At 67.9% G+C, this 18252-nt stretch carries 13 protein-coding genes, 1 tRNA gene and 2 pseudogenes; 13 read left to right on the top strand and 3 right to left on the bottom strand.

Translation table 11 applies throughout. The features are described from left to right. Positions 1 to 113 precede the first annotated feature (113 nt). The 6 genes and pseudogenes from Pma05_RS26120 to Pma05_RS26095 all read left to right on the top strand — a co-directional run bounded on the left by Pma05_RS26120 (position 114) and on the right by Pma05_RS26095 (position 9775). The gene (locus Pma05_RS26120) at positions 114 to 2249 is read left to right on the top strand and encodes an MMPL family transporter (RefSeq protein ID WP_203860122.1); all 2136 of its coding nucleotides are present in this window, start codon (positions 114 to 116) and stop codon (positions 2247 to 2249) included. Beyond that, positions 2246 to 3655, top strand: a pseudogene (locus Pma05_RS26115) (FAD-dependent oxidoreductase); the annotation flags it as partial. The gene Pma05_RS26120 and the pseudogene Pma05_RS26115, both read left to right, overlap by 4 nt. A 225-nt stretch (positions 3656 to 3880) precedes the next feature. Continuing rightward, a tRNA-Ile gene (locus tag Pma05_RS26110) sits at positions 3881 to 3954 on the top strand. Between the two features lie 968 nt (positions 3955 to 4922). Continuing rightward, the gene (locus Pma05_RS26105) at positions 4923 to 6815 is read left to right on the top strand and encodes a nuclease-related domain-containing protein (protein ID WP_203860120.1); all 1893 of its coding nucleotides are present in this window, start codon (positions 4923 to 4925) and stop codon (positions 6813 to 6815) included. After that, on the top strand, positions 6812 to 7963 hold the full coding sequence (locus Pma05_RS26100; protein ID WP_203860119.1) for a restriction system modified-DNA reader domain-containing protein: 1152 nt from the start codon (positions 6812 to 6814) through the stop codon (positions 7961 to 7963). Before Pma05_RS26105 ends, Pma05_RS26100 begins: the two co-directional genes overlap by 4 nt. Positions 7964 to 8155: 192 nt before the next feature. Next, positions 8156 to 9775, top strand: coding sequence for a restriction endonuclease (locus tag Pma05_RS26095; RefSeq protein WP_203860118.1), 1620 nt, complete (start codon positions 8156 to 8158; stop codon positions 9773 to 9775). 140 nt (positions 9776 to 9915) lie between these two features. Here the strand turns inward: Pma05_RS26095 and Pma05_RS26090 are convergent. Then, positions 9916 to 10622 (bottom strand): annotated as a pseudogene (locus Pma05_RS26090) (IS6 family transposase). Between the two features lie 184 nt (positions 10623 to 10806). Here Pma05_RS26090 and Pma05_RS26085 point away from each other — a divergent pair. The 3 genes from Pma05_RS26085 to Pma05_RS26075 are packed head-to-tail and all read left to right on the top strand — an operon-like array spanning position 10807 to position 13332. Beyond that, the gene (locus Pma05_RS26085) at positions 10807 to 10989 is read left to right on the top strand and encodes a hypothetical protein (RefSeq protein WP_203860117.1); all 183 of its coding nucleotides are present in this window, start codon (positions 10807 to 10809) and stop codon (positions 10987 to 10989) included. Next, on the top strand, positions 10979 to 12703 hold the full coding sequence (locus Pma05_RS26080; protein ID WP_203860116.1) for an N-6 DNA methylase: 1725 nt from the start codon (positions 10979 to 10981) through the stop codon (positions 12701 to 12703). The genes Pma05_RS26085 and Pma05_RS26080 overlap by 11 nt, the downstream gene beginning before the upstream one ends. Beyond that, a complete protein-coding gene (locus Pma05_RS26075; protein ID WP_203860115.1) occupies positions 12691 to 13332 on the top strand; it encodes a restriction endonuclease subunit S in 642 nt (213 codons plus the stop codon). Before Pma05_RS26080 ends, Pma05_RS26075 begins: the two co-directional genes overlap by 13 nt. Positions 13333 to 13455: 123 nt before the next feature. On the opposite strand, the gene Pma05_RS26070 is transcribed toward Pma05_RS26075, so the two are convergent. After that, the gene (locus Pma05_RS26070) at positions 13456 to 14772 is read right to left on the bottom strand and encodes a hypothetical protein (RefSeq protein WP_203860114.1); all 1317 of its coding nucleotides are present in this window, start codon (positions 14770 to 14772) and stop codon (positions 13456 to 13458) included. 375 nt (positions 14773 to 15147) lie between these two features. Here Pma05_RS26070 and Pma05_RS26065 point away from each other — a divergent pair, with 375 nt between their 5' ends. Both Pma05_RS26065 and Pma05_RS26060 read left to right on the top strand, forming a co-directional pair. Then, the gene (locus tag Pma05_RS26065) at positions 15148 to 15423 is read left to right on the top strand and encodes a type II toxin-antitoxin system Phd/YefM family antitoxin (protein WP_203860113.1); all 276 of its coding nucleotides are present in this window, start codon (positions 15148 to 15150) and stop codon (positions 15421 to 15423) included. Then, positions 15420 to 15677 (top strand): Txe/YoeB family addiction module toxin, encoded by a 258-nt coding sequence (locus Pma05_RS26060; RefSeq protein WP_203860112.1) that lies wholly within the window; start codon positions 15420 to 15422, stop codon positions 15675 to 15677. The genes Pma05_RS26065 and Pma05_RS26060 overlap by 4 nt, the downstream gene beginning before the upstream one ends. A 368-nt stretch (positions 15678 to 16045) precedes the next feature. Here the strand turns inward: Pma05_RS26060 and Pma05_RS26055 are convergent, their stop codons facing one another. Then, on the bottom strand, positions 16046 to 17323 hold the full coding sequence (locus Pma05_RS26055; protein WP_203860111.1) for a sigma-70 family RNA polymerase sigma factor: 1278 nt from the start codon (positions 17321 to 17323) through the stop codon (positions 16046 to 16048). Positions 17324 to 17438: 115 nt separating this feature from the next. Here Pma05_RS26055 and Pma05_RS26050 point away from each other — a divergent pair, with 115 nt between their 5' ends. Then, on the top strand, positions 17439 to 17723 hold the full coding sequence (locus tag Pma05_RS26050) for a type II toxin-antitoxin system Phd/YefM family antitoxin (RefSeq protein WP_132342799.1): 285 nt from the start codon (positions 17439 to 17441) through the stop codon (positions 17721 to 17723). Positions 17724 to 17743: 20 nt separating this feature from the next. Further along, on the top strand, positions 17744 to 18037 hold the full coding sequence (locus Pma05_RS26045; protein WP_203860110.1) for a type II toxin-antitoxin system RelE family toxin: 294 nt from the start codon (positions 17744 to 17746) through the stop codon (positions 18035 to 18037). Positions 18038 to 18252: the final 215 nt, after the last annotated feature.

Raw genomic sequence — 18252 nt, 5'->3', positions numbered from 1 at the left:
GGACGCACCGCGCGCCCCGCACCGGCCGTGCGCCGGCCGGGCGGTGCGGACGTGGCCAGGGTGCCCCGGCGGCGGGCTCCCCAGGTGGCCGGCACGGAACGGATGGGTGGGAGATGGCTGGAACGCGGCGCCGCGCCACCATGCTGTTGGCCGCCCTGCTGGTGGTCGGCTGGCTGGCGGTGGGCGCGCTGTCGACGCCGTACCCGGGCCGGCTCAGCGAGGTCGCCACCAACGACAACGCGGCGTTCCTGCCGGCGGATGCCGAGGCCACCCGGGGAGAGCGGCTCGCCGCCGGATTCGTCGAGCGGCAGACCCTGCCGGCGCTGGTCGTCTACGCCCGGGACAGTGGTGTCACCGACGCCGACCGCGAGCGGGCGAGCGCCGACGCGGCCCGGTTCGCCACCGTACCGGGGGTGGTCGCGCCGCTGCCGCCGCCGATACCCAGCGCCGACGGCAAGGCGCTCCAGGTGATCGTGCCGGTGGACAACGCCGAGGGCGACCGGACCCGCGAGGTGGTCCGCGACCTGCGCCAGATCGCCGGGCACGGCAGCGACGCCGGCCAGGTCGTCGTGGTCGGCGGTCCGGCCGGGCTGCTCGGCGACCTGATCGAGGTCTTCTCGTCGATCGACGGGCCGCTGCTGCTGGTCACCCTCGCCGTGGTACTCGTCATCCTGCTCATCGTCTACCGCAGCCCGGTACTCTGGATCATCCCGCTGCTGGCCGCCGGCCTGTCGTACGCGCTCGCCGCCCTGGCCGTCTACTTCCTGGCCAAGAACGACGTGATCACGTTGAACGGGCAGGCCCAGGGCATCCTCACCGTGCTGGTCTTCGGGGCCGGCACCGACTACGCCCTGCTGCTGATCGCCCGCTACCGCGAGGAACTGTTGCGCCACCACGACACCGTCACGGCGATGCTCACCGCCTGGCGGGGCGCCGCCCCGGCCATCTTCGCCTCCGGCGGTACGGTCATCGCCGGGCTGCTCTGCCTGCTGCTCTCCAGCCTCAGCTCCAACCAGGCCCTCGGGCCGGTCGCGGCGGTCGGCATCGGCGCCACCCTGGTGGTGATGCTGACCTTCCTGCCGGCGCTGCTGCTGATCGGTGGGCGGTGGGCGTTCTGGCCCCGGTCGCCGTACGTCGAGCACGCCGCAACGGTCGGCGGGCTGTGGAAACCGGTGGCGCACTTCATCGCCCGGCGGGCCCGGCTCGTCTGGGTGGTCACCACCCTGGTCCTGGTCGCGCTCGGCTTCGGCCTGACCCAGCTCGGCGCCACCCGGCTCAGCCAGACCGAGCTGTTCACCAACCGGACCGACTCGGTGATCGCCCAGGAGGTGATCGACCGGCACTATCCCGGCGGGCTGGGCAGTCCGGCGACCATCTTCACGCTGGCCGGCGCGGCCGACCGGGTGGCGGCGGCGGCCCGGGCCGTACCCGGGGTGGCCGAGGTGCGTACCGTCCCGGTGGACGACCCGAACGCGACCGGTTCGGAAGCCGGGCCGGGTGCGCCGGGCGCGTCCGGCGGCCCGCCGAAGGTGGTGGACGGACGCGTCCAGCTCCAGGCCACCCTGCGGCCGCCGGCCGACAGCGCCGAGGCGGAGCAGACGGTACGCGAGCTGCGCGTCGCCGTACACGCGGTGCCGGAGGCGGACGCGGTGGTGGGCGGGTTCACCGCGATCAGCGTGGACACCGCGGACGCCTCCACCCGGGACCGGAACGTGATCATCCCGGTGGTGCTCGGGGTGATCGCGGTGATCCTGGCCCTGTTGCTCCGGGCCCTGCTCGCGCCGATCCTGCTGATCCTCACGGTGGTGCTGTCGTTCCTGGCCACCCTCGGGCTCTGCGCGTTCCTCTTCCAGTACGCCTTCGGATTTCCCGGCGTCGACGCGTCCTTTCCGCTCTTCGCGTTCGTCTTCCTGGTGGCGCTCGGCATCGACTACAACATCTTCCTGATGAGCCGGGTCCGCGAGGAGTCGGTGCGTCGGGGTACCCGGTCCGGGGTGCTGCGCGGGCTGGTGGTCACCGGTGGGGTGATCACGTCGGCCGGGTTCGTGCTGGCGGCGACCTTCTCGGCGCTGGCCGTACTGCCGCTGGTGATCCTGATCGAGCTGGGGTTGGCGGTCGCGCTCGGCGTGCTGCTGGACACCATCGTCGTACGCTCGCTGCTGGTGCCGGCGCTGACCTACGACATCGGGCCGGCGGTCTGGTGGCCGTCCCGGCTGTCCCGGGTCCCCAACCATCCCGACGGGGAATGACGGTCGTGTCCGAGTTGCCGACGGAGACGGATGTGGTGATCGTCGGCGGTGGGCTGGCCGGGTTGGCCGCCGCCCGCCGGCTGCACCGGGCCGGTACCCCCTGGCTGCTGGTCGAGGCCGCCGAGCGGCTCGGTGGCCGGGTCGGCACCGACGCGGTGGACGGCTATCTGATCGATCGCGGTTTCCAGGTGGTGAACACCGGCTACCCCCGGTTGTCGGCACTGGTGGACCTGACCTCGCTGGGACTCGGCTACTTCACCCAGGGCGTACTGGTCCGCCGGGGCGACACCCTGCACCGGATGGTCCACCCGCTGCGGGACCCGTTCGGCGCGGCCCGGACCGTGCTGACCGGCCTCGCCGACGCGGCCGGGGTGGGCCGGCTCGGGAACGCCTCCGCCGGAATGGGTGGGTCTGGGAGCGGCGCTGTCGGGCTCGGCGGGTCCGGGAACGCTTCGACGGGCGAGGACGGCGACCGGGGTACCGGCGGGCGGCTGGCGGAGGTACGCCGGATCAGCAGTGTGGGGCGGGCCGGCGACCGGCTCCGGCTGGCCGCGCTGGCGGCCCGGTGTGCGAGCTACCCGGTCGACCGGCTGCTGGCCGCGCCGGAGACCAGCACCGAGGCGGCGCTGCGCCGGGCCGGGCTCTCCGACCGGATCGTCGAGGAACTCCTCCGGCCGTTCCTCTCCGGGGTCTTCGGCGAGCGGGAACTGCGCACCTCCAGCCACGTCCTCGCGATGATCGTCCGATCGTTCGCCCGCGGCCGGATCGGACTGCCGGCCGCCGGGATCGCGGCCCTGCCGGAGGCCCTCGCCGCCCCGCTGCCGGAGTCGCTGATCGCGCTCGGTGTCTCCGCCACGTCGCTGCGGCCCGGGCTGGTGAACACCTCGGCCGGAGCGGTGCGCTGCCGGGCCGTACTCGTCGCCACCGATCCGGTGACCGCGACCGCCCTGCTGCCACCCCTCGGCCGGGTACGCATGCACGCCCTGACCACCTACTACCACTCGACGGCCGAGCCGCCGCTGGACGAGCCGATCCTGCTGCTCGACGGAGACCGGCGGGAGTTGGTGGCGAACACGGTGGTGGTCAGTCGCGCCGCGCCGACGTACGCCCCGCCGGGGCGGCACCTGGTGGCGACCTCGGTGGCCGGTCCGCTCGTACCGCCGGAGCCGGTGGTCCGGACCGAGCTGGCCCGGCTCTACGGCCGTCCGGTCGACGACTGGGAGCATCTGACCACCGTCGGGGTGCCGGAGGCGTTGCCGGCCGCGCCGGCACCGCAGGGGCGGCTCCGGAAGCCGGTGGCGCCGAGGGAGGGGATCTTCGTGGCCGGCGACCATCGGGGGAGCCCGTCGGTGCAGGGAGCGCTGGCCAGCGGGTGGCGGGCGGCCGGGGCGATCATCGGGTTCTTGCACGGCTGACCGTCACCCGGGCCGGGCGCTGACCGGCCGCCCGCTCGGCGTCACCTGGATGTCGATGCCGGTTGGTATCCTCGCCGTGCCGGAACCGCCGGGGGCGGTGCCGAACCGGGGAGCGATCCGGTGGGCCGGGTACGGTCAACTCGATCATCACTGGTGGGTGCCGTATGTCGGTGGCCGGTCGACGTCGTGTCGGGTTACCATCCCGGCGCCCGTTCGGGGGCGGTAGCTCAGCAGGTTAGAGCAGGGGACTCATAATCCCTCGGTCGCGGGTTCGAGTCCCGCCCGCCCCACCGGCAAGAACGTGCCGGTCAGCGCGGCAGAGCTGCTCACCGGCGGTGGCGCCGAGGCGGAGGCAGGTGACACGCACCGTCTGGTGCGGGGCAGCATCGGGTCGTACACCGACCGGTCGAGCGGTCGACGGTTGCAGGCGGCGGTGTTCCGCCTCGAGGGGCGGCTGGCCGACGGCAGTCAGTGGACCACCTCGCTGCGCGTCGCGGTGCCTCCTCATGCCGAACAGACCGCTCTGTTCGCGGAGCCGGACGAGCCGGCGACACGAACCGCCATGGCCGCAACGCCCATGGGTGTGGCTGGACCTGGAGCACCACCGCCTTCCGGAGACCGCATCCGTGCGGCCCGGCAGTCCGCGACTGATCCGTGATCTGCTCGCCGCGGTCGAGGGCACGGGCGCGTCGTTGCCGTTGACATCGGAGGTTTTCGACATCACTGAGGGCCACGTCGATGAACTCCGCGGATGGCTGTTCGACCCCGGTCGCCGCGTTCCGGTGATCGTCTTCAGTCCTGATCCACAGCAACCGGAGGACCAGGTGCGTTTCGCCAGACGGCTCGCCCGGGATGTCACCGGGGTGGCCGTGGTGATGCGCTTGCACAATGTCGCCTCGGCGGCGGCCTTCAAGCGTCGGGTTGGCACCCACCTGCAGGTGTACGGCGGTGGGATGCGGACCTATCTACCGGGGCTGACGCCGAACGAGCCGTTTCCGCGGCGGCACCGCATCCTGTCCGCGGCCAGCATGCGCGCGCTCGGACAGCGGTCGGCCAACGCCGTACGCGACCAGGTCCTGACCCTGTCCCGCCGCCGCCGTCCTACAGTTTGGTCCGCCGCGCTCTCTCACGGGGGTCCGCGGTGCGGACCAACCCGGATCGGCGGCCACCGGCCACGCATCCGGCGCTGTTCCCGGCCCCCGGTGAACCGACCGTACTTCCCGGCCTCACCGGCAATGTCACCGTTCCCGAGGCGCCGGTGCCGACCGAGACCGTCGAGGGGAACCGGCTGCTGCGGGCCACCCTCACGCTGGCCGGCGTCGATCCGAGCGCGATCGTACTGGTCGACGAGCCGGCCGGCGTCGCGGCTCTGACCGCGGAACGTCTCGCCCCGCAGGACCTGCTGCTGCGTTCGATGCGGGTGAACACCGAGGCCGGTGAGAAGCTCGCGGAGGCCAGCGCGGAGATCACCATGCTGTACGCCGAGATCGACGACCTGACCGTTCAGCTCGCCGAGGAGCAGAAGGTGCGCGGGGAGGTCGAGGACCTGCGGCTGGGCTGGGAGCTCGGCGAGATAGAGCTGACCGACCTGGAACGGGACAACGAGCGGCTGCGTGCCCGGATCCGTTGGCTCGAATCAGAACTGACCGCCCATCACGTGCACGTCGCCAGCCAGGAGCCTCCCGGCCAGATAGTTCTACCCGGCAGCGTGGTCGAGACGCTCGAACTGGCGGCCCGGTTGCCGTTCCTGTCCATCGGGGCCACCTCGGACGCGGCGGCCGGGCTCGACGTACATCCGCAGGCGGAGCGGTGGGCAACCAAGATATGGCAGGCGCTCGCGGCACTGAATGCCTACGCGGAGGGGCGGTCGGCCGGCACCTGGCCCCCATTCGTTCCTAGCCTGGTGCAAAGGGCCTCCGCCGGGCGGCGCCGCGGTCCCGGCGACGTGGGTTGTACTGAAGGGTTCGGAAACCACCACGACCAAACCGAGGTTGCGGGAAGCGCGCACCTTCGCGGTGCCGGTGCAGGTGGAGGCGTCAGGTCGGTCCTACATGCAGGCCCACATCAAGATCCAGCAGGGCGGTACGCCGTGTCCACGGATCCACTTCCACGACGACACCGGAGGCCGGACCGGCCGCATCCGCATCGGTTACGTCGGCGATCACCTTCCCACCTCGGGCTTCCGCTGACCCCGAAGCTGACCCGCTTCACATGGCCGAGCCCGACCGACCCGAAGCCAATGGTAGCCACTCAGCTACTTCTCGTGATATGCGTGGCGAGTTCCTCACTGAGGAGGCTTTCCATGCGGATTCTGGTTCTCTCCGATCATGGTGGCAAGCAGTTGGGCCGGACCGTTGCCCAATTGCGGGACGCCGAGACAACCGTGGCCGCCTGGCACGACTCGTACCTGCGGGCCCGACAGGATCTCGACGCGAGCCGCCGCCGCACGTCGTGGTGGCGGCGGCTGCTCGAGGTGTCCACGGCCGAGGAGCGGCAGGCGTCGGCCCGTACCCGCCAGGCCTGGCAGGGCGTGGCCGCAGCCGATGCGGGCCGGCAGCGTCTCGATGGGCGGGCACGGCAGCAGGCGGCCGGCGTGTCGGGCGAGGAAGCCCTGCAACGCGGGTTGTCCGTTCTGGACGACTCGTGGGTCATGCTTCGCGGCTATCGCAACCGTCGCGGTGAGACCGACCATGTGTTGGTCGGCCCCGGTGGCGTGTGGGCGGTCGAGGTCAAACGGCGCCGGGTCCGGCTGCATGCCGTGGGCGAACATTGGTGGTACGAGAAGTTCGACTCCTACGGCAACCTCGTCGACAAAGGCCTGGCCGTAGACGGTGGAGGGCGAAGCTGGGCACGGCAGGTCAACGATGTCGCGGCCGACCTCGCCGCATGGCTGGCCCGCAACGATCTGCACGTGCCGATCCACACCGCCGTCATGATCATGCACGAGCGAGCGACCCTCGGCCGGTGTGAGAACCCGACGGTGCGGGCCATCGGCACCCATCCCACACATCTACTCGAAGCGATCGACCGGTACGCCGTCTCCCTCGACTCGCAGTCATGCGAGAGAATCGTCGCGCTGATCCGCCGCGACCACCGGTTCCACGAACGACGGCGCGGCGGATCTGGCGGCCGAGGTGACAGACGGGGGTGAAGGTGCTCGACCTGCGAGATGTCGTCAAGCAGTGCGCCGAGCGGCTGGAGCGTTTCCAGCGGAATCCGCACCGGCTCGGCGAGCAGAACACCAAGGCGAGCCTGATCAGCCCGATCATCGAAGCGCTCGGCTGGGATCTGCGAGATCCCGACGAGGTCTCCCACGAATACCGGCGCAAAGGCACCGACAACCCGGTCGACTACGCCCTGCTGTTGCTGCGCACGCCGAAGTTGTTCATCGAGGCAAAGGGCTTGGGTGAGAACCTGGATGTGCCGCGCTGGGCCAACCAGACGATCGCGTACGCGACGGCCGCCGGGGTCGAATGGGTCGCACTCACCGACGGCATGCAGTGGCGGATCTACAACGCGCACGCGCCCGTGCCCATCGAGCAGAAACTGTTCCGGACCGTTCGCATCGACGATACCGAGCAGGCCGTGGAACTACTCAGCCTGTTGACCAAGGACAATATGCGTGACAACCGGATCGACGATCTCTGGAAGGGCTTCTTCGTCGACCGCCAGGTCAACGTCGAGCTGACCAGCATGTTCAGTGGGACTGAGCCGCCGGCCGAGCTTGTCGCACTACTCGACCGGCGCCTACCCCGGCTGACCGCCGACGAGGTCCGCACGAGTCTGATCCGAGCCCGCGCCACGTTCGACTTTCCGATACCCACCGGCCAGCCTGTTCTACCCTCCGGCGCCGCGGTTCACCCGGCGCCGCACCTCTCGATCACCACACCGTCCGTCTCGCCGAGTGACCAGAGGCCCGCCACCGCCGGTCGCCGGACCCGGCCGGCAGTGACTCCGCCGGAACGACTGATCAAGGTGACCGACATGATCGCCGCCGGGCGGCTCCGGCCAGGATCCGCCCTCCACGGCGACTATCGTGGCGTCGCTCATCACGGTGAACTACTCGCTGACGGCCGGGTCCGCTGCAACGGGCAGATCCACTCGACGTTGTCCGCAGCGGGACGCGCCGTCAAGCTGCAGATCCTCGGACACGACGCGCCGGAGTCGAAGATCTCCACCGACGGGCTCAGTTTCTGGCGCGCCACCGACGCGGTCAGCGGCGACGTGGTCAGTATCAAGGAGATCCGGAGCAGATGCGCCCGAGACCGGGACGACAGCCAACGTTCGAGCGGCAGATGACCTCGCCACCCTCGCAGGTCGCTCCAGACGGCGCCTGTTCGCCGTGTTGCCGTCGTTGTCGGGCGAACGGCGGGCAGGGCGACATCGGGTGGAGGGAGCGCGGGCACCGTCGCGCGATACCACCAAAAGTCGCGATGCGGCTACCTTGAGCCTCGACCTGAATCGATGTCATCGATAGCCTGAGTTGACAACGTGGACGGGTGGCTGATGGCTTCGAACAGACGATCGGGTAACTCCGAGTTCTTCCGAATGCAGCAGAACCAGCTGAAACAGGCTCAGCGAGATCAGCGCGACGCCGAGCGCGACGCCGCTGCCGCAGCGCGGGACAAGCGGGCGAGATACCTCGCCTCGCGTCGAGACGAGGCCGAGCGCAGAACCGCCGACGTCACCCGGTGGGTGGCGATACTCGACGGGCTTCTCGTCGAGGGCGTTCGCCGCGCCGCACGAGTCGACCTCCAGCGCTTCAAGCAAACTTTCACACCATTGACCTTCGATCGTGGGAGCTTGGCGGTCGCGGCGCAACGGCCTGAGTGGCGACAATTCGAACCGGCTGCGCCGGGGATGTTGTCGACGCTTTTTGGGGGCCGCGAACGGCATGAGGCAGCGGTGTCGCTGGCGCGGCGGCGGTTCGATGACGCTGTGGCGTCGTGGGAGAAGCAGGAGCTTGACCGGCAACAGCGTCTCGCGCAGGCGCGAGCGGCGTTCGATGCGCGGATGGCGCGGGAGCAGGCGGAATGCGTAGAACGCAACCGTCGGATCGATGCCGAGATCGCCGCACTCAACGAGCGACGCCGGCCAAGCGTGGAGAGGTACTGCGAACAGGTGCTCTCGCGATTGCTGCTTCCACCTCAGTTCCCACGTCGCGCGGAGGTTGCCTTCAACCCCGACGCAGAGCAGGTCGTGGTCCAGCTACAGCTACCGGGAACTGATGTGGTACCGACGGCGAAGACGTTCCGGTACGTCCAGAGTGGCCAGAACGCCGACACGATACTCGAGACCAGGCGGCCGGATTCGGAGATCAAGAGGCTCTACCGCGACGTGATCGCACAGGTGACGTTGCTGGCCATACGAGATCTGTTCGACGCCGACGAGCGCCTCCGCGAGGTTGCCTTCAACGGGCACGTGGACTCCATCAACCCGGCAACTGGCAGGCAGGAGTACCCGTGCCTCATCAGCTTGGACGTCGAACGAACTGTTTTCGAAGAACTCGTCCTGGACCGGGTAAAACCAGCGGACTGTCTGCCGCATCTTCGCGCGCGCGTATCTGAGCACCCTTACGCGCTGAAGCCGATCGAGCCCATTCTTGTCTTCGACTTGAGTAAGTTCGCCTTCATCGAAGGTCTCGACGCCGTCTCCACCCTCGACCACCGACCCGATCTCATGCAAATGGGACACGGGGAGTTCGAACATCTTGTGCGCCAGGTCTTCGAGGCGATGGGCATGCAGGGATGGACCACCACATCCAGCAAGGACGACGGTGTCGACGCGGTGGTCAGGAACCCGGACCCCTTCGTCGGCGGAATCACCATCATCCAGGCCAAGCACTACAAGAACGTCGTCGGGGTCAATCACATCCGTGAGTTGGCCGGTGCCATGGAGGAGAAGAAGGCAGGGCGAGGAATCCTGGTCACGACCTCATGGTTCACCTCTGGTGGCCGCCAGAAGGCGTTCGAACATGGACGTATGCAGCTTGTCGACGGCCAGAATCTGATATTCCTGATCAAGAAGTATGCCGGGAAAGACGTCGTCATCAGCGTGAAGCGGCCAAAGAACGCGGCCTCGATCGACCAGCCCGACCTACCGGAGGACTGAAGGCAGTTTCCGGCTTCGGTCGGGGCCTCGTGCTCAGGAGCCGGGTCTTGGTCGTGCAGCCCGTCCACGAATGCGGGCGGTGGGCGGCTCTGTTGCGCTGTTCGATCGGTAGGCGCGTCTGGTCTGGACAGGTGGCGTGGTCAGATCGCTGCGGCGAGTTCGGTGAACGCGGCCGCGACGCGTTTGCCGAGGGTGTTCGTCGACGGCGACCTCATAGTGTCCGCGGCGCAGGTTCTGAACGAAGGCGTGTCCGGCGATCACCAGCTGGGCGGTACGGTCGGTCCGTAATCCGCGCATCGGTCGGAGGCGGTGTTTGAGCCGGCCGTGATCGGCCTCGACCGGGTTGTTCGCATACCGTTCGACGTGATGCCAGGCCGCCGGGACCAGGTCGGCGAGCACGGCGGGGTAGACCGCTGCGGCATCGGTCACCACCTTCAACGACGTGAGGGCGCGGGTGAAGAACCGGCGAGCCGCCGCAGCGTCTCGGCGGGCCGACACCAGCACGTCGATGACCTGCCCGTACTGATCGATCGCCCGGTATGCATACCGCCACACCCCGGCGACCTTCACATACGTTTCGTCGACGAACCAGCGGTCACCCGGCGCACGGCGGGCGAACCGGGCCGCGTCGGCCAGCAAGAGAGTGAACCGCTGCACCACCCGGTACACCGTGACGTGATCCACTTTCACACTGCGTTCGGCGAGCAGTTCCTCGACGTCGCGGTAGGACAGGTCGTAGCGCAGGTACCAGCGCACCGCTACCACGATCACCTCCGGCGGGAAACCGGAACCCCGCGAACGCTGACGTCGGAGCGGACCACTGACGGGAACGCGCTACCGACCTCACCGGTCAACCATGCCTGACTACCCCGCCGGTCGGCACCACAGCATCCGATCGCTCAATGCAACAGCGCCGGCGCGTATCCCATGAGAAACAGAATGTGCCGTATGCTCGCTACGAGCAAGACCCGCGTGCGGCGTGCGGCTTACCGTCGACGCCATGAGGAGCCGCATCAGGGGAGGAAACGGGCGTGGTTGCCAGGCTGGTGGACATGGCAGGGCTCATCGATCCGGGGATCGCTGTTCCGGTGGTCGTGGTGCTGGCTGTCGGGTTTCTCGGCTGGGTGATCGTGAGTGACGGCCGGACGGTTCGGTTGGAACGGCTGATTCGCGCCTTCCGGGAAGGGCGTAAGGGGGCGGACGATGACGCTTGATCATGCTGCCGGCGGTGCTGGCGAACGGCGTCTGATGACCAGGTTGGAGATCGCCCAGGCGGCCGGTGTGCATGGGGCGGCGGTGAGCAACTGGATGCGGCGGCACCCGGATTTTCCCGACCCCGTCAGCACCGTGCCCGCCGACCTCTTCGCGGCTGAAGAGGTGGCCGCGTGGCTCGACAGCCGCAAGATCCAGCGCGACGAGCGGCGAGACGGCGAGACGGCCGGTGCCACCTACGGCCGGCGCTTTCGTCTCACCGCCGGCCTGGCCGATGTCCACTCCGATGTGAAGGTGGCACCCGACATGGTCGCCGAAGCCATCAAGGCCGACCTGTGGCAAAGCCTGGGGCCTGGCTTCACGCAGAGCCAGGACCACACCATGTTCCAGGAGATGATCATGGCGCTGGTCTGCGTTCAGGCGATCGCCCCGAAAGAGTGGACCCGCATCACGGACACCCTCAGCCCGGATCTCTTCGCCCACGTGTGGTCCGCCCTGCCGACAGTCGACGGCGTACGTCCGGAACTGTTGGACAGGATCGTCCGAGACAGGTGGTGGCAGGCTCGCTTCCGTATCGGCGTCAAGGTTCTGCAACGCTGGGTCCAGCCCGGTACGAGTGCGCCACGGGAGAGGGTCGGCCGGCGGTTGACGGCAGCCGCGGCCTTCGACCATCTGCTCGATCGATTCGCGCAGGCCCGCAAGTCCAGCGACGACGAGTACCTCACCCCGTATGGCGTGGCTCGCCTCATGGTGCGGCTCGCCGATCCGAGCCCAGAAGACCGGGTTTACAACCCGTGCTGCGGCTCCGGCGAGATCGTCGCCGCCGTGCTGGACCACCAACGCGACAACGGAGCAGACCTGTCGCTGGGACACAACGTCAGCGGTCATGCCCTGGCCTCCCGGGCATGGCGCCTGGCTGTCATGAACACCGCCGTTCACGGCCGCCCACTCGACCTCGGCGGGCCGCCACCCGACGATCTCAAGGTCGTTGACGTCAGGGGCGGCCCCTACGACGTCGTCCTGACCAACCCCCCGTTCACCATGCCCGACTGGCGGTCGGCAACGGATATCGCATCTTCCGGCTGGCCGTACGGTGAGCCGTCCCGCCACAACGCGCACTTCGCCTGGCTGCAGTTGATCGCGGGCGCGCTGGCACCGGCAGGCCGAGCCGTCGCGGTGATGCCCAGTATCACCACGTCGGTCGCCACCAGCAAGAGCCGGCAGATCCGCGCCGCGATGGTGGAACAGGGCGTGGTCCGCTGCATCGTCGAACTCCCGAAACAGATGTTCCGGGAGACGGCCAGCCCGCTCTGCCTCTGGCTCCTCGGCCGCCCGACGCAGCGTCCGGACCACGAGGTCCTGCTCATCGATGCGAAGAAGGCCACCGAACCGGCGGGCAGAACCCACCGGATCCTGACCGACGAGGGTAGCCGGCACATCGTCGACCTCTACCGCACATGGTCCGAGGCCGGCGGCGGCCCGGTTCAGCCGACCGGCAACCTCGCCGCGGTCTCCGTCAGCCTCGAACGTCTCCGCGAGCACGACCACGACCTCACACCATCGACCTATCTCCGCCCCCCTGTCCCGGACGTGACGAACCGGTCGCCGAGCCCCGCCGCGCTCCGGGCCGAACTCCGCCGGCTCGACGACGCGGCCGTTGCCGCCGACCATGAACTGGACCACTTACTCGATCGGTTGCAGCCATGGAACCCCTGATCAGTCCCACCCCCGACAACTGGACGCACCGTCGCCTCGACGACCTCTGCCGCATCAACGGCGGCCCCAGCGGCTCCGACCTCAACGTCGGCGACCACGACGCCGACGGTATCGCGGTCATCAACACTGTCGACATCAGCGACGGCCGGGTGTCCGACACCCCGAAAATCAGGATCAGCCCGGCGGCTGTGCGGAGGCTGAGCCGCTACGAACTCACCGTCGGCGACGTTCTGCTGGCCAGGCTCAGCGGGAGGATCAATCACGTCATCATCGGGGAACGAGAAGCCGGGATGCTCATGGGCGGATCCACGATCCGGATCCAGGTCGCCGAAACCGCGAAAGCGATCCTGCTGCCGTTCTATCTCCACTGCTACCTGATGCACCCGGCGGTCCTGGAGTTCCTTGGCCAGCAGGTCAAACAGGGAGTCCAGCCCAGCTTGACCCAGAGCAGCCTCAGAAACCTGCCCATCGCCCTGCCCCCGATGGGCATCCAGCAGGAGATCGCCGAGGTGGCGCAGGCGTTCCGCAACAAGATCGAAGCCCACGAAAGGGTCGCCGGACTGGCCCGGCAGCTGTACAAACAGGTGGTCCCGCAGATGGTCGCGAACGAGATGACGTTACGGGCGTGACCCAGGGATCACTTACGACAATGTTCATGTTGTGCGGGCGCCGGCCGTCGCGGCCGACGCAAATGATCCCGCGTCAGGAGGATGATTCCGGGCACGATCAGTGGCCGCGCGCGAGGGCTGGACTTACTGCTGCTTCAGGCGGGCGATCTCCGCTTCGAGGTCGGCTACGCGTTTCTCCAGCTGTACGCGGTTCGGTCGCGGAGCGACCGCTGTGTCCGCTTCTGATCTGCCCTTGACGGGGATCGGTGGTACCAGCCAGCCCACTCGTTGGAAGGCGACGATGGGTTGTTCGTATTGGCAGGTCCAGCATGTCGTCATCGGGTCCGGCTCGAGGTGGCCCTGCTCGATCTGGCGGATGGCGTGCGCGTACTCGGCCGCCTCGAGATGCTCTTTGATCTGTTCTATCCGGGCTTTGCGTTGCGAGACAGTATCGGGATCGTTCGGTTCCGTCTGTCGATGGCCGTCCGCTGGCTTCCAGTCCAGCGGCGTGATCTGGTGGTCGAGGTGTCCGCATTCCAGCTTCACGGTCCAGTAGCCGACCGTCTCAGGTTCGCGCCGCAGGTCCTTGTCGCCTTCGAGATCCAGCGTTGACCGGGTGAGATAGCGGCTCACCGCCTGGTACGGCGGCTCGGGGGTTCGGTGAGTGGTGCAGGTGTAAGCGCCTTTACGCAGCGGGCTGCCGCCCCACGACCATGTCATGTCCGTCGGTGGCCGGCCGTCGCCAAGCGTCAGGATCTCGACGATGTCGCCGCAGCCGAGCTGCATCCGCCACCGGAACATCAGCTCCGCGTCCGGAAAAGCTGACCGTATCAACGTCCGGTCTTCTCCCTTTCCGGTGGCCAGGGCCTCGGCGCGGCGTTCGTTGTACTCGCGTAGCACCACAGCGACTGGCCTGGCTCGGCCAGGCAGCCGCCGCTCCGACTCGTGGCGCTCGTACGTTGCGCCTTCGCGCCGTGCCTTTCGTACCCGTTCCTCCGCACTGTCCTGAAAGATCTCCGAGATTCGGCGGATCTGGTCGGGGCTCATCGGAGGCGGCGGGCAGCATCGTCCGCAATGGCTGACCGCGCTACCCGCCATACTCCAACGCCCGGCGTGACAGTAGGCGTGCCGCTCCTTGAATGCCTGCTCCGCAGCCGTACGGGCGGCCTGCTCCTCGGCGGTCAGATACATCGTGCCCTTGCCAGTCCACGAGGGCAGCTCGCCGAGCGAGACGAGTTCCTCGCCGCAACCGGGACACGGTTCGCCAGCCATCATCTGCTCGTGAGTCAGCCGGTCCGACTCGGCGTATATCGCCACGGACCACGCTTCGCACTCGAGATGCTGCGTGACCCCGCTGGCCACCATCCGATGAAGCTCACCGTACCTGCGGCATTCCATGCAGTACGGAGTTCCGTCGTCTGCCTTGGCCGGCAACTTGCGCAATGCGGCCTTGGTGATCAACGTCCGTTCTGTCACCGCCAGCGGCCTTCCGTGAAGCATCGATGGCTCAGGCTATTTGCCCGTCGCGAGCTACCGACATCCCACGAACGAGTGGTCGCGTCCCAGCGTGCCCACCGGAGCCGTACCTACCCCTCGGGCGGATGTCGATCATGGTCTTCCCGCTGCCGCGAGTGACTTCTCCGAGCGCACCGACCCACTTACGGCCTGGCCTGAATGCGGCGTGAGCTGGTCAAACGTCCTAGTAGCGGGTCGCCCGGAATGACTATCGGGTGGTTCGCATGGCGCAACGTCCGACCCACTTGTTGATCTTTCGTGCGAACCTGGCCGGACGACCCAGGTAAGGTACAGTTTTCTGTACTTGCCTTGGAGGTGGTCATGCGTACCGTGAACTTCACCCAGCTACGGCAGAACCTGGCTGCCGAACTCGACAGCGTGATCAACGACGCGGAGGAAGTGGTGGTGACCCGGTCAGGCCACGATCCCGTGGTGATCGTGCCACTCGCGGAGTACGAGTCGATGAAGGAAACCGAGTACCTTCTGCGCACTCCGAGCAACGCCGCAGCCCTGCGCCGATCGATGGAGGAGCTTGAGAAGGGCGACGCGGCCGAGAGGGATCTGATCGACCCGGCCACCGTGCGGGACGTCGCGTGAGGCTGGTCTTCACCGCGACGGCGTGGAGCCAGTACCTCAGCCATACGGACCGTAAGTTGGTCAAGCGCATCAACGACCTCATCGCGGACGTGATGCGCAACGGATACGAGGGCATCGGTAAGCCGGAGCCTCTTCGGGGGGAGCTGTCCGGCTTCTGGTCCCGCCGGATCGATCGCGAACACCGACTGGTGTACCGGATCACCAAGGACGACGTCGAGATCATCGCCTGCCGTTACCACTACGCTGACCGGTAGCGGACTGGATTGGAACCAGGAACGTCGGTCGTCTGGCCACCGAATCTCGGGACGCGTGAACCGAGGCTTTCCAGCGGCAGCGGGTCACCGCTGATGGTCGCCGGTTGGTTCGCATGGTGGTACCTCCGGCCCACCTGAAACGGATACCCAAACGGAGGGGTCCACGAGCAGCGAAGCTGCAGGCCGAGGTCGATTTCCTGGCCGCGTTGCATGCCCGACCCGATTCACATCTGGGGCAGCCCGGCGAGCGGGTTCCGCAGCGTCACCCTGTGGCTTCACCGTATTCAGCAGGAAGCCGGCGTAGCTGCGGGCGAGGGATGTCGGATGGGTCCGGCGGGTTCCCGGGTACGCCGGGAACTGGGCAGCTATCAGGCATCGTAGACGTGGCGTGCTTGGTGACGGAGGTGTTCGAGGGCTTCGGCGAGGCGGATTTCGATTTCTTCCGGCGGGGATCCGAGCCGCTGGGCGATTTCGTGGATGTCAGCCTCGTGCAGGTATCGGAGTTCGATCAACCGGCGCTGCTCCGGATGGAGCGGGCCGAGCAGTTCGCGGACGAGGTTGGCGGTTTCGAGTTCGGCTGGTTCGCTCTGCGATCGTGCGGGCAGGGTCGCTGCCCCGGGCTGGCCGTCTCGTTGGTGCGGGAAGTTGATCGAGACGGGCATGGCGGCCTTCCAGGTCTGGACGCTCTTGTCGAGGATCCGTGCCGGTACGCCGAGGCGGGCGGCCAGTTCCGCGTTCGTAGGGTCGCGGGTTAGTTCCTGGGTCAACGCGTCGCGTGCGGCGGTGACCGCTTCGCGGGCGAGAGGTGTGCGGGTTGTTCCGGAGAGGGTCATGGAGCGGGCGTACGCGCGGATCGATCCGGCAACCCATTTGCGCAGGTACGGGATGAAGTCGCCGTATCTGGGGTCGCAGCGGTCAACGGCGCGGATGAGCGCCTCGCAGGCAACCTGCGCGGCGTCATCACCGGGTACTCGGTAGTGCTGGTACCGGCGGGCCAGCGTGCGGGCGAGGTTGAGATGCTCGACGATGAGCCGGTCACGGAGAGCGTCGTGCTCGGCCATACCGGGTGCCGTGTTGCGGAGGAGCGCGAACACGTCCCGCAGCCGGCGGTCCTGGAATGTCGGCCGCAGCGTGCGGAACTGTGCGGCGAGGTCCTGGTACCGGATCCCGGGTGTGGTGTGCCGTCGGACGAGGGTGTGGAGGATGCCACCGTCGGGCTTCACGCAGTGCTCGTACGCGCGGACGGCGCCGGCGGTGCAACCGAGTGTGGCGGCGAACCCGGCCCGGGTGTAGCCGAAGAAGACACGCACCGCGGTCATGTACTCGTGGATGGAACGGTGCGCGGTTGGGTCGACCGTTGTGACTGGCCGATACTCGTACCACGTGGCCAGATTGTTGAAGTTGATGCCGTCAACGGGCATGGCGTCCAGAAGGTCGAGCAGCAACGGCCGCGGTGGTCGCCGCAAGCCCTGCTCGTACGAGGCAATACTCGTGACGCTCCGGCCGAGGATCGCGCCCAGCTCGGCTTGGCTAAAGCCGTGCTCGCGCCGGATCCCGGCCAGGAACGCACCGACGCTCGGCCGCGGCGGCGCCGGAGCCGGGGAACAAGGATGACAAAGGGTTGCGGTGTGACGTCGTACGGTCATGGATATCTCCGAGGCATCGATTGCTGGTTCTGACGCTCAACGAGCGGAGCAGAGGTCGGGACGCGATTCGGGCTCAGATTGACCATAATTCCGACCGGTCGCTAAAATGGCTGCCATGGAGACCATCCCCATCACGGAAGCCAAGGCCCGGATCGCCGAGCTCGCCGACCGGGTCGCCCGGGAGCACGACCACTTCACCATCACCCGCAATGGCCGCGCCGACGTGATGCTGATCTCGGTGGCCGAGTACGAGTCGATGCGGGAAACGCTGGACCTGCTGTCCGACGACGAAGCCCTCGCAGACCTGCGCCAGTCGCGGGAGGATTTTGCAGCCGGCGACACGTTCTCGATGGACGAGGTTCGCGCGGAGTTGGAGCGGCGTCGCAGCAGGGCGGCCTGATGCCTCCGGGGGGCAGGCAGGTGCACGACCGCACCAACGAACCTCTCAGCCCGTACACGGTGATGTTTTCCCGCCAGGCTCGCCGCAATCTGCACGAGGACCTGCCGTTGGAGGTGGCGATGGCGGCGACGGAAACCATCCAGCGGGCGATCGCGGTCAACCCGTATCGGGTAGGCAAGCCTCTCGACGAACCCTTTGACGGCTTCCACTCTGCCCGCCGCGGCACGTACCGGATCATCTACCGAATCAACGAGGCCAAGCGAGCCGTGGAGATCCACTCGATACGCCACCGGCGCGACGCCTACCGTTCGTAGGACACATTCTGGGTTGGGTCCGGTGACGTCGCCACTGTGGCTGCGACGACACGGCACTCATTGGCTGCCGCCTCTGTGCTGCGAACTGGGCAGATTGCAGCATTAGCGGATCGCCGGCGATCGTGGCGGTGTGGTTCGCATGGTGGTACCTCCGGCACACCTTGTGTTTGTGCAGGTGAATCGACATCGGTAATCGAATGATGTCGATCATCTGT

Source organism: Plantactinospora mayteni (assembly GCF_016862935.1).
In the GTDB taxonomy this organism is placed as follows: domain Bacteria; phylum Actinomycetota; class Actinomycetes; order Mycobacteriales; family Micromonosporaceae; genus Plantactinospora; species Plantactinospora mayteni.
The sequence above is the reverse complement of the archived record's forward strand: the minus strand, read 5'-3'. Positions and strand labels throughout refer to the sequence as shown.